At 71.5% G+C, this 12,434-nt stretch carries 6 protein-coding genes; 2 read left to right on the top strand and 4 right to left on the bottom strand.

Annotation, left to right across the window (positions count from 1 at the left end):
- Positions 1 to 59: 59 nt before the first annotated feature.
- Positions 60 to 896, bottom strand: a complete 837-nt coding sequence (locus tag ND450_RS15680; protein WP_253326851.1) for an IclR family transcriptional regulator — start codon at positions 894 to 896, stop codon at positions 60 to 62.
- A 324-nt stretch (positions 897 to 1,220) separates the two neighbouring features.
- Here ND450_RS15680 and ND450_RS15675 point away from each other — a divergent pair, with 324 nt between their 5' ends.
- On the top strand, positions 1,221 to 2,507 hold the full coding sequence (locus ND450_RS15675) for a chorismate-binding protein (protein ID WP_253326850.1): 1,287 nt from the start codon (positions 1,221 to 1,223) through the stop codon (positions 2,505 to 2,507).
- 13 nt (positions 2,508 to 2,520) lie between these two features.
- Here the strand turns inward: ND450_RS15675 and ND450_RS15670 are convergent, their stop codons facing one another.
- Both ND450_RS15670 and ND450_RS15665 read right to left on the bottom strand, forming a co-directional pair.
- Positions 2,521 to 5,364 carry a LuxR family transcriptional regulator gene (locus ND450_RS15670; protein ID WP_253326849.1) on the bottom strand — a complete coding sequence of 948 codons (2,844 nt, stop codon included), beginning with the start codon at positions 5,362 to 5,364 and terminating at the stop codon, positions 2,521 to 2,523.
- A gap of 60 nt (positions 5,365 to 5,424) precedes the next feature.
- Positions 5,425 to 5,673 (bottom strand): hypothetical protein, encoded by a 249-nt coding sequence (locus ND450_RS15665; protein ID WP_253326848.1) that lies wholly within the window; start codon positions 5,671 to 5,673, stop codon positions 5,425 to 5,427.
- Positions 5,674 to 5,942: 269 nt separating this feature from the next.
- Here ND450_RS15665 and ND450_RS15660 point away from each other — a divergent pair, with 269 nt between their 5' ends.
- Positions 5,943 to 6,143 carry a hypothetical protein gene (locus ND450_RS15660; RefSeq protein ID WP_253326847.1) on the top strand — a complete coding sequence of 67 codons (201 nt, stop codon included), beginning with the start codon at positions 5,943 to 5,945 and terminating at the stop codon, positions 6,141 to 6,143.
- 121 nt (positions 6,144 to 6,264) lie between these two features.
- Here ND450_RS15660 and adhE read toward each other — a convergent pair whose 3' ends face one another.
- On the bottom strand, positions 6,265 to 12,390 hold the full coding sequence (gene adhE / locus ND450_RS15655; protein WP_253326846.1) for a bifunctional acetaldehyde-CoA/alcohol dehydrogenase: 6,126 nt from the start codon (positions 12,388 to 12,390) through the stop codon (positions 6,265 to 6,267).
- Between the last annotated feature and the right edge of the window lie 44 nt (positions 12,391 to 12,434).

The raw sequence follows: 12,434 nt of genomic DNA, 5'->3' as shown, positions 1-12,434 counted from the left end.
CCGATCGGCATCGCCGGCCACTCCTGTGTGGAACGGCCGATGCCGGTGGACGGTCGTGCTCATCCGGCGAGTCGGTGACCCGTGGACGGGGGAGTGGAGTGGAGCTCCCTGGACGCGATCTCGGCGGTGTGGTGGACGCGGCGCGCGACGGCGTCCGGGCTGAGGCGCTGCACGGGGCCGAACACGGAGATCGCGCCGACGAGAGTCGGGCCGGGTCCCCACACCGGGGCCGCGACACCGGTGAAGCCGGGAAGCCATTCGCTGCGGTCGAAGGCGACGCCGTGCTTGCGCACGCCGGTCAGCGCGGACTGCAGCACCCCCGCGGAGGTGATGGAGGCGGGAGTGAGCGCCTCCAACCCCTGGGCGCACAGGACGGGGAGCAGGCCGGGATCGCCGGCCAAGAGGACCTTCCCCGGTGCGGTGCAGTGCAGGGGGAGGGGACCGCGCAGGCGCGCCGCGAGCTCGCTCGACTGCCTGCCGTGCAGGCGTTCGACGACGCGCGCCGTGGTGCCGCACAGGACGGAGAGCTGGACGGCCTCGCGAGTGGACTCGTAGAGGTCCGCGAGCACCGGCAGCAGTCGTTCGCGGGTGTGGTCGGAGATCTCCAGGGGAACGGCGGTCGACAACTCGGTGATCTTGGTGGTGAGGAGGAAGCGGTTGTCGATCATCTCGACGAGCCCCTCGGCCCGCAGGAAGCCGACCATGCGGTGGACGGTGGACTTCGGGAGGTCGGCGTAGCGGGTGAGCTCGTTCAGCGACGCCGCGCCGTCACACGCGCCGAAAGCCTGGAGCACGGACAACACCTTCGTGGCCGCGGTGCGTCGCGAAGGGTGGGGGTCTCGCGCGGGCGGCACGGTCGCGGGGACTTCCAAGGCGGTGTTCTGGTTGGTGATCACGATTTTCTTCTTTCGCCTGTGGGTTCCACCACACCGTATTGAGGGCGTCGCGTTGTGTAGCTACGGAGTTCCACAAAGCCGCACGCGAAAGAGTGAACGTTGCGAGCACTCGGGGTTACCGCCCGCTGATGTCCGAAGAGGTTCCACCGGTTGGCACGGCTGGTTGACCGGATGGATCGGTTGTGAATAGGTTCGTTTGGGACCAATTTTATTGGTGCTGGGACGCGGGATCACCGTGGAGCTGCGCAAAAACGGTGGCCGGTGTGGACCGGAAGCCCGATCGCCGAAGTCGTGGTTCCCCCCGCGACACCCGAGGAGCTGGTAATGGCCGTTCTCCCGGAACCCTCCCCGAAACCGTCCGCCGAGCTCGCCGCCGCACTGATCCGCACCGGGTTCTTCGACACGTACTTCCTCTACGAGCACGGCGAAGTCTGGACGGTCGCCTGGGGCGTGCGCGTGGAGATCGTGGTCGATGCGACCCATGTGCGGGTTCGGCGCGACTCGGTGGAGGAGTCGTGGCCGGTCGTCGGCGGGCCCGTGCGCGCGGCACGTGCGGCGCTGGAGCGGTTGTCGTTGCCCGAGTGGACGGTGTGCGGCTGGATCGCGTTCGAAGCCGTGCACGTGATGAACGACCGCTCGGACCTCGCCGGGGACTCGGAGGTCGTGCACCTCGTGGTGCCCGAGGTGGAGGTGCGCATCGAGAGCGGAAGGGCGAGCGTCGTGCGGGGCGGCGACGCGCGGCTTGGCGCACTGCTCGAACACCTGCGCACGGCACCGGTCGAGGACGCGCCGGCATCAGGGCGCGCGACCGTGCCGGTGGACCTGGACCTGGACGCGGGCGGCGGCCGGTACCGCGACGCGGTGCTGGAGGCGGTGGAGGAGATCCGTTCCACCGAATTGCGCAAGGTGACCCTGTCCCGCAGCGTGCCCGTGGACGAACCCGTCGACTTCGTCGAGACCTACCTGGCCGGGCGCGCGGCCACCGCACCGGAGCGGTCGTTCCTGTTGTCGATCGGAGGCCTGACGACGACGGGCTTCTGCCCGCAGACGGTGCTGGAGGCAGGGTCCGACGGGAAGGTGGTGATGCGGCCGCGGCTGGAGACCCGTGCGGACGAGCTGGTGCCGGACCCGGACGAGGCGCACGAACACGCGATCGCCGTCGAGTGCGCGTTCGCCGGGCTGACCGAGGTGTGCGAACCGGGTTCGGTGGTGGTGGAGGAACCGCTGGCGGACACGGCCCCGGGAGGTGTCCACGACCTGGCGTCGCGGCTGTGCGGCCGGCTGGCCGAGGGCAAGACCTCCTGGGACGCCTTGGAGTTGCTGTTCCCCGGCGCCACGATCTCAGGTGCGCCAAGGGAAGCAGCTTGCGAGTTCATCTCTGGGGCGGAAGCAGCACCGCGGGGCGTCTACTCAGGTGCCGTGCTGTTCGCGTCGGACGACGGTTTCCTCGACGCCGGCCTCGTCCTGTGCGCGGTGTACGAGCGGAAGGGACGGCGGTGGTTGCGTGCGGGAGCGGGGATCGTGGCGTCCTCTCGCCCGGAGAGAGAGCTCAGGGAGACCTGCGCGAAGCTGCGCAGCATGTCGGCGCACCTCGTGGCGGGCACTGCGTGACGGAAGCCGTTCCCTACCTGCTGCTGCCGGTCGAGTAGAGCATCGCCGCCAGTTGCGTGCGCCGCTTGATCCCGAGCTTGCGGTAGACGTGCGTGAGGTGGAATTCGACGGCCCGCCGGGACACGGACAACTTCCGGGCGACCTCGTCGTTCGAGGAGCCCGCGGCCACCAGGCTCGCCACGCGGTGCTCCTGCGGTGTCAGCGGAGAGCCCGCGGAAGTGGGAGCGGCCGGCACGGCGTCGGACCGCCGCACCGCCTCCGGCGGCAGTTCGGCGAGCTTGGTGAGCAACGGCAGCGAACCGCACCGCTCGGCGGCCATCTTCGCCTGGGCCAGCTCCTCCCGGGCGAGCTTCTGCTGCCCGTGGTGCCACCGCGTCGTCCCGAGCTCCACGAGGATGGTCGCGCGCAGCAGCAAGGCCTGCGTGTTGCGCAGGACGTGTTCGGCCTCCATGAGCCACGGCAGCGCTGCCGCACCACCGGTCGCGAGGCCGACGGTGAGCATCGCGCGGGCCAGACTCGGTGCGGAGGTCCACTTCTTGGCCAGTTCGAGCTCTTCGAGGGCCAGCTGCACCGCCTCCAGCGACTGACCGAGGTGGAGGTGCGCAACGGCCGCGTACGAGCGCCACGGCAGGACGGCAGGGCCGGGAGCACCCCACGACTTGAGCCTCCGTCCGCACTCCAGTTGGTCCATGAGCGCGCCGGCGTCGTCCCCCAGCCGCATGCGGAGCTGACCGCGTCCCTGCAGGAGGCTGGTGTGGTGCCAGCTGTTCGGCAGCGGGCGGGTGAGGCCGATGGGCTCGACCAGCTCCCGTGCCGCCTCGACGTCACCGAGGTGCAGCAGCGCGGACAGGAGCGCGTCCATCGGCCAGATGCGGCCCGGGTGGCGCTGGTGCAGGTTCATCCGCTGGGCCTTGGCCAGTGCGAGCCGGGCGTCCACGACCGACTGGGACAGCGCCCCGCGGTGGAAGTGCACCCTCGACCGCAGCGTGTGGCCAAGGACGAACACCAGGTCCAGCTTCTGGCGGTGGGCTTCCAGGATCGCCTCGCTGGAGTACCGCAGGGCCAGCTCGAGCTCGTCGGTCCGGATCAGCGAGGTGATCGCGGCCATCATCCGCTGCGGATCCTGCATGATCGACACCGCGCCCATCGACAACGCGGCCAGCGCGGCCTCACGGGACGTCGTGAGGTCTTCTCCCCGGTTGCTCAGGTCCTCCGCCACCAGTGCGGCCAGCCCGCGGCCACGGGCGTCGCGGCGCCGCCAGTCGACCGCGACGCGGTCCGGAGCGGCGTCGTGCTCCCCGGACTGCTCGGTCGGCAGGGTGACGCGGAGCGCGAGGCGCAGCTGAGCGGAGAATTCCGGCGCCGAGGCGCACATCCTGGCTATGGACTCGCTCAACGCCCCACGCGCGTCCTCGTAGCGCCCGTCGAGGTACAGCGTCCGGGACAGCAGCGAGGTGACGTCGAGGAGGAGTTCAGGCTCCTCGACGTCCTCCAACGCCTGTTTGAGGTGCGTGGCCGCCTGGTAGGGGTCGAAGAACGACTCGGCGTGGCCGAGCTTGACGAGCAGCTTCGTCCTGAGTTCGGTCGGCACGTCCTCCTGCAGAGCCCTGGTGAGGAAGCTCGCGGCGGTGGTCGCGTCACCGTCGTGCAGCAAGCCATCCGCTGCCCGGTGGAGGGCGTCGGCGGCCCACCGGCCGAGCTTCGCGGAGGTGCACTGGACGTGCCGTGCGACAAGCGCCGCTCGTGCCCCGGACGCGTGCAGGCTCGTGGCGGCCCGTGCGTGGAGGGCGTCCCTGGCCGCACGCGTGATCGAGCCGGTGATCGCATCCGTGAACACGGAGTGGGTGAACGCCGGCTTGCCCGCGCCGGTCAGCAGTCCCATCCGCGTCAGTCGGTCAGCGCCGTCGGTGGCTTCCGGCACCGTCATCCCGGCGACCTCGGCCGCGAGCCCGAGGTCCGGGGGTTCCACGACCGCGATCGTCCTGGCCAGCCGGACGAGGTGCTCGGACTCGCCGTGCAGCCGCGCGAGCACCGACTCGCCCAGCTCCTCCACCCCGTGCGAGGACGGGATCTCCTGCACGGAGAACTCCCCGGTCGTCGACAGCAGGGAGCGGAGGAGCAGCGGGTTCCCACCCGTGGCCGTGTGAAGGGCTTTGACGGTCTCAGGTTCGGGCCGGCTGCCGAGCACCGGCTCGGCGAACTGCGACACCTCCTCCGCGGTGAGGCCGCCGATCCGCACGCGAGCAGCGTAGATCTGCACCTCCGCGACCTGGAGCGGGTCCGCGGGGTACACCCCGGTCGTGCAGCTGAGCAGGACGGCGAGCGGCAGCTTGGTCGCCCGCCGCATGAGGTAGTTGAGCCATTGCAGCGACGAGACGTCGGCCCACTGCAGGTCGTCGACGACGAAGCAGACCGGTCCGCGGTCGGCGAGGCCGCTCACGAGCCGGTAGAGGTCGTCGTAGGTCTGGTGGGTCGCCAGTTCGTCGAAGCCCGCCGCGGTGAGGTGGTCCGCTCCCGGCCGACCGCGCACACCGATGATCGACTCCAGGGCGCCGGCCCCCGGTCCCGCGGTGAGGTTCTCGAACAGCTGCCGGACGACGGAGAACGACATGAAACTGTCCAGAGTGGACGTCACGGCACCGGCCACCTGGAACCCGCGCGCCCTGGCGGCGTCCGCCACCTCGCCCAGCAACGTCGTCTTGCCGACGCCGGTGGTGCCCTCCAACAGCACCACCGCCGGCCTGTTCGTCTCCGCCGCGGTGAGCGCGCTGAGCAACCGGCCGAGCTCCTTGCCCCGGTGGACCGGCAGGGGCGCGTCAGAGGAAGTCCTATGTGGTTCGTTGCGCTGCTGAGCCATCTGCGGAGCTCCGTCGTGAGTCGGTCCGGTTGGTGAGCACCAGCGACGCCACAGCCTGGCTCAGGCCTGCTGCGGCGCCATGTCGTGCAGGGTGGACCCCTCGGCCATGACCGCGTGCAAATTCGAATTAGCACGGAGTTTGCGGCAGTGCTCAGTCGACGTCAACCCGCTGCTGACCCAGGTCGGCGCCGTGTCGAGCCGCTGCTCGTGCGAGTGCCCGACCGTGATGCCGGCCACTCCGCCCGGCTCGGCCCGCGTGGTGGATGCGGGGTCCACCGGCCACAGCCGGCCCTCGGGTTCCTCTAGCATGTCGCCTCCGCTGCCTCGACGTCCGCCAGCGCTTCGGGGCGAACAGTACGACAGCCGCGCCAGTCGCCGTCGCGTCCACATCGGCGGCGAACAAGCCGTGGTTCCCGGACTTCGGCAGTGGGGTACGGTGCTGGAACGCTCGTGCGCGAGGTGCCGTCGAGGGTGTCCACACCATCCGGTCGCGAGGCGGTCCACCGCAGCCGGTGATCCTGTGCGAGCGGTGTGACCCGGAGCGTGCGGTTCGCTGCTCATTGATGTCGTGACCAGCGGTGACGTTGCCCGCCAGGTCGGCGGAACCCGAATTCCGCAGCGGTCCGGCCGCCACACCCCCGGTGATCTCCGCGGTGACGGCCGCCGTCACCGCGGGAGCGGTGCCGAGCGCGCCGGGACACCGTGTGCGGAACACGGGCTCGCTGCGCGGCTTGGACACGACGGGCAGGAGCGCGCCCGATTCCGCACTGCCCGCCTAGACCCCCGTGTCTGCCTCAGCGATCACGTCGCGGACAACCCAAACGAGACGTGACCAGACGAGTTACGCCTCGGAACACGACGATGCCGGTGGGTCCGCACGGGCGGACCCACCGGCATCGCTCAGCGACCGCTGTGGGCCGCGGCGCGCACGTCTTCCAGGTCCACCACCCCGTTGGCGTAAGCGGTGCGCATCAGCTCCTCCATGTCGGCCAGCACCGGCTGCCTGGGGTTGGCCGGAGCGCACTGGTCGTCGAACGCGTTGAGGGCCTGCTGCGGCAGCGAGCTCAGGAACGCCGCCTCGGGCACCCCTGCCTCCGCGAACGAGGCGGGCAGCCCGACGGCCGCACGCAACCGTTCGATCGCGGCGGCGTAGGAGCGCACCCCCTCCTCAGGCGTGGCGGCGGGCAGTCCCAGCGTGCGGGCGATGTGCTGGAAGCGTTGCGGTGCCTGGTAGTTCTCGTACTTGGGCCAGCCGGTGAGCTTCGACGGCGGCTGTCCGTTGTAGCGGATCACGTGCGGCAGCAACAGCGCGTTGGTCCGGCCGTGCGCCAGGCCGAAGGTCGCGCCGAGCGTGTGCGACATGGCGTGGACGATGCCGAGGAACGCGCTGCCGAAGGCCATGCCGGCGATGGTCGCCGCGTTGTGCATGGCCTCCTGGGCCTTCTCCGCTCCCAGCAGCACGGAGTCCTCGAGGTTCTCGAAGATCAGCTTGATCGCCTGCAGGCACAGGCCGTCGGTGAAGTCGTTGCTGTAGACGGAGACGTACGCCTCGGTGGCGTGGGTGAGGGCGTCGAACCCGGAGTCCGCGGCGAGCCCGGCGGGCAGCGAGCGCACGAGCACCGGGTCGACGATGGCCACGCTCGGGGTCAGCGCGTAGTCGGCCAGCGGGTACTTGCGGCCCGTCTCCCGGTCGGTGACCACCGCGAACGGGGTCACCTCCGAACCGCTGCCCGAGGTCGTCGGCACGCACACGAGTTTGGCGCGCTCCGGTTCGGGGAAGCGGTAGAGGCGCTTGCGGATGTCGGCGAACCGGCCCCTCGCCTCGGCGAAGTCGACCTCGGGGTGCTCGTACCACAGCCACATGAGCTTCCCGGCGTCCAAAGAGGACCCGCCGCCGATGGCCACGATGGTGTCCGGCTGGAACTCGCGCATCATCTCCGCGCCGCGCTGCACGGTCTGCAGCGACGGTTCCGGCTCGACGAAGTCGATCAGCTGCACGGCCACGGGCTCGGAGCGGGCGGCCAGCACGGAGCGCACCTTGTCCGCGTAGCCGAGCTTGGCCACCGTGCGACCGGTCACGATGCTCACCCGGTGCACCCCGGCCATCTCGCCGAGGTAGCGGATCGAGTTCGGCTCGAAGTAGATCTTCGGCGGCACCTTGAACCACTGGATGTTGTTGTTGCGACGGGCGATGCGGCGGATGTTCAGCAGGTTCGCCGCGGTGACGTTGCCGGAGACCGAGTTGCCGCCGTAGCTGCCACAACCGAGGGTCATCGACGGCAGGAACGCGTTGTAGAGGTCACCGATACCGCCCTGCGCCGCAGGTGAGTTCCACACCACCCGCACGGCCTTGACGCCGTTGCCGAACCGCTCCGCCAGGCGCTCGTCGGCGGTGTGCACGACCGCCGTGTGGCCCCTGCCGTGGAACTCGACGACCTCAGCGGCCCGCCGGATGCCCTCCTCGGCTCCGGTCACGCGCAGCAGCGCCACGACCGGGCACGGCTTCTCCCTGGTCAGCGGTTCGTCCGGGCCGATGCCACCGACCTCGGCGAGCAGGAGCGTGGTGTGCTCGGGGACGCTGAACCCGGCGCGGCCGGCGATCCAGTGCGCCGACCGGCCGGAGGCGGCCGGGTTGACGGACACCTTGCCGTCCCTGCGCGGGTCCGGGCCGAACAGGAAGTCCTCCAGCGCGCGCTTCTCCTGCGCGGTCAACACATGCGCGTGCCGAGTCCGCAGGCCGTCCACGGCCTGGTCCCACACCCCGGTGTCGATCAGCAGGGTCTGCTCGGCGGCGCACGTCATGCCGTTGTCGAAGCTCTTGGACAGGACGACGTCGTGCGCGGCGCGGGCCAGGTCGGCGTCGGCGGCGATGAACGCGGGCACGTTTCCCGCTCCCACGCCGATCGCCGGCTTGCCGGCCGAGTGCGCGGCGCGCACGACGTCGTTGCCGCCGGTGGCCAGCACGAGCGAGACGCCGTCGTGGTTCATCAACGCCTGCGTGACCGCACGCCTGGGCGTCTCCACCCACTGCACGCAGTGCGCGGGCGCACCGGCCGCGACGGCGGCGTCGCGCACGATGCGGGCCGCCTCGGCACCGCAGCGGGGAGCCAGGTGGTGGAAGGCGAAGATGATCGGGTTCCTGGTCTTGAGCGCTATCAGGGCCTTGAACACGACGGTCGAGGTCGGGTTGGTGACGGGCGTGATCGCACACACCACACCGACGGGTTCAGCGATCTCCACCAGGCCGGTGAGCTCGTCGCGGCGGACCTCTCCCGCGGTGCGCAGGCCGGTCATGCTGTTGGTGACGTGCTCCGCGGCGAAGAGGTTCTTCACCGCCTTGTCCTCGACGACCCCGCGCTCCGTCTCGGCGACCGCCAGCACGGCGAGGTCCAGGTGGCTCGCGGCGGCGGCACGCGCCGCCTTCGCCACGATGTGGTCGACCTGCTCCTGCCCGAGCGCGTGGAACGCCTCCAGCGCCTGCAGCGCACCGCGGACCAGACCGTCCACGAGGGGTTCCACGTCCTCCGCCGGAGCCGCGGCGGACGGCTGCGGCCGGTGGACGACCGGGCCGAGGGAGGCGGCGAGGTCACCGACGGTGCGGTGCTCGTAGAACACCTCCAGTTCCAGGGCACCGAAATGCGCCTGCAACGCGACCGCGGCCTCGACCAGCGCGAGCGACGAGGCACCGAGCTCGGCCAACGCGCTGTCCGCCGTCAACGCTCCCTGCGGCAGTGCGAGCACGTCGGTCAGCGCGTCGACCACGATCGCGAGAGCGTCCTGCTGCTCGGAACCCGGGGCCTCGCCGGGTTCACGCGCGCCGGCCGGGTTCTCGGCCAGTGCGGCGAGCGTGCTCAGGCGCGGTCCCGCGTCGACCACCGCGACCGCGGGAGCCGCCGGGGCATCGTCTGCCAGGACGGCCGACTCCGGGTCGAAGCGGACCTCGGCGGCCTGCTCCGCCGTCAGCAGGTAGTCCGTGCCCCCGGCCGCCGGTGCTCCGCCGGCGACGCTGTCGAGGAAACGGCGAGCGGGCTCGTTCTTGGCGGTGGGCACGTAGGGCAGGCGGATCTTCGCGGACGTCCCCGACCCCAGCGACGCCAGGACCTGGTGCTCCACGCCCCTGCCGAGCACCCGGCAGCTGAGCAGGAACGTGTCGACGACCAGCTCGTCGTTGTCCTGCCTGCTGATCACCGCGCCCACCACGCCGTGGTCACCGAAGCGGTCGGTGGCGCGCACCACCTCGCAGCGCACGCCCGGCTCCGCCAGCAGGGCGCGCAGCTCGTTCTCCTGCCTGCGCACGGTGCTGAAGTTGAACTGGTTGGTGCGCTGGGTCATCTGCGCGACCCGGCGCAGGTCCGCCTCCGTCGCGGGCGCGATGTCCACGACCAGGTCGAGGCCCGCGATGAAGTCGGCGAAGGTCAACGAGGACCGGCGCAGCTCACCGCGGTCCCGGTTGGCGTCGTAGGCGGCAGCGCGACCGCGGTCCTCCTCCGTCACCACCAGGCGGTCGAAGGCCCACACCCGTTGCAGGAACGGCTTGATGTCCCCCTCGTCGGCGGGCGCGGTGAGCGCCAGCACGCCGGGGCACGCGGCACGGACCTGGGCGACCTCCACCGGGTTGTCGTCGAGGAAGACGAAACTGTCGAGGCCGAGGTTCAGCTCCGCGGCCAGCCGCGCCAGGCCGACGGGCTTGGGATCCCACCCGATCGCCCGCGCGGCGACGTGGTCGAGCCGCAACGGGAACTCGGGACGGGCGCGGAAGACCGCGTCCACGGTCTCCGGGTCGTTCTTGCTGGCGAGAGCGAGCAGCACACCCCGCTCGCGCAGGGCGACGGCCCACTCCTGCACGTGGCGGTGACCGCCGGTGAGCTGAACCCCTTCCGGACCGTCCTCGCCGGCCACGCCCGCCCACAGGGTGTTGTCGCAGTCGAGGACGAGCACCTTGAACGGCCGGGCGAGCAGGGCGTGCACCGAGCGGGCGATCCCCGTGGCCAGGGCGTCGTAGCCCGCCGGCGTGTAGGCGAGGTGCGCGATGCGGTAGCGGGCCTCGTCGTGCACGTCGCCGGGATCGGTGCCACCGTGCCAGTCCTCGGCGCCGAGCAGGTGCACCCCGGAGGTGTCGCCCAGATCGGCGAAAAGCCGTTGCTGGCGTGGATCTGCGCCGGGGGCCGACGGGCTGGGGCAGACGCGGAGCAGCAGGGGGACGCGGGCCCGAGCGGCGAACGACCGCACGGCCTCGGCGAGCTCGCGCAGGGTGCGCTCGGTCTCCTCGACCGGCCAGTCGTCGAAGCGCACCAGCACCACCGCGCATCCCGACCGCGCGGCCCCGAGGGTGCTCGTGGGGTCGAGCAGCTCCTGGAAGACCTGGCCGAACGGCGCGAGCACCGGGCGCAGGCCGAGACCGAGGTCGCGGCACCACGCGGCGAGGGGCTCCGCCAGCGGGTCGGTGGTGAAGGTCGCGGCGACGGCGAGCACGGCGACGTCCGCCGCCGGCGTCTCGGACGAGTGTGCGGTTGCGAGCACGGCGACATCCGCCATCGGCGGCTCAGTTGCGGGTGCGGGTGTGAAGGACTCCAGCACCTCGACCCGGCCGGCGCTCATCTGACCGAGCCCGGCCACCGCGGCCGCGGCGACCGCTTCGACGGCGAGTCCGTCGACGACCCCGCGGACCGTCGGCGAGAACCCCGTGTCCATCCTCGGGGGCCGCAGGACGAGCCCGCCGAGGCCGGGGTGCCCGCTGATCGTCGTGCGCAGCAGCTCCTCGCAGCGGCGCTTGGCGTCCACGTAGTGCTGCCAGGTCCGTGCGGCGCCGGTGACCACGTCACTGGACACGAGCACGATCCGGCCACCGGCCGTCGACAGCGGCTCGGCCAGAGCGGAGAGCGGTGCGGACACCGCCGTGACGGCCGAGGTGACGTACTCGGCGGCGCGATCGGCGGTGTCCGGCCCGGGCAACAGCGGCTGGAAGCTCGGGAACGCGTTGAGCACCACCAGGTCCAGCCTGCCCTCCTGGGCGAGCACGTGGTCGCGCAGCCGTGCGCACCCGCCGCTGTCGGCCGCGTCGGAACGCACCGCGTGGATGCGCTCGGCGGCCGCTCCGAGGCCTGCCAGCAGGTCCGGCGGGAAGCCGGGGTCCCGGCGGTGGGTGACGTACACGTGCGCACCGCGCAGGGCCAGTGCGGCGGCGAACGCGGCACCGAAGCCGCGACTGCCACCGGTGACCACGGCGACCTTGCCCTCCAGTTCGACGTCCTGGCCGGCGAGGGCGGCGGCCAGGACGTGCGCGTTCGGTTCGGCCGGAACGGCCCTGGCGACGACGGCCAGCTCGGCGCGCCCCAGACCGGGCAGGACGCCGCCGAACCGCACCATGTCGTGGCGTTCGTCCACGGCCGTGACCTGGATCGAGCCGTCGCCGGTCGCGGCCGGGTCGAGTTCGACGGTCAGCGAGGAGATGAGCGACTGCCGGCCGGGGACCTCCATGCCCGCCAGGTAGCTCGCCCAGCCGAGCAGCCGCGCGACCTCTTCCCGCACACCGCTGCCGATGCGGTCGAGCAGGCTCGTGAAGTCGCCGGGATCGCTGCGGTAGGACACTGGGATGTTCTGTCCCACTTGGAGTTCCACCGGCACGCGATCAGCGGCCTGCTGCCTGCGTTCTCCTGACCCCACCCGCACCGCGCCGACCTCGGTGCTGCCCGTGCCATCCAGTTCGAGGTCGACGGTCGCGACCGGCTGCCCACCGTCCGACACCTCGAGCCGGACACCCCCGTTCCCGGCGCGGGCCACGTCCAGCGAGTACGACTGCGCCGGGTAGACCGCGGCGTGGAAGCGCGCCCGGACAAGCCGCACCGCCGCGGCGTCCTGCGAGGGCAGGCCCGCCAACGCGTGGAGGACGGTGAGCGCGCCCTGCGCCACCTCCGCGCCGAACCCGCTCCTGGACGCGTAGGCCGCGTCGAGGTGCAACGGGTTGAGATCGCCGCTCGATCCAGCGAATCGGCCGAGATCATCAGGATTGACATGCACTGCGAACACCGAGGACTCCGTTTCGACGCGCCCGTGAACGGGCAGAGCAGGGA

Origin of the sequence: Lentzea sp. HUAS12, assembly GCF_024125735.1 — a bacterium.
Classification (GTDB): domain Bacteria; phylum Actinomycetota; class Actinomycetes; order Mycobacteriales; family Pseudonocardiaceae; genus Lentzea; species Lentzea albida.
The sequence above is the reverse complement of the archived record's forward strand: the minus strand, read 5'-3'. Positions and strand labels throughout refer to the sequence as shown.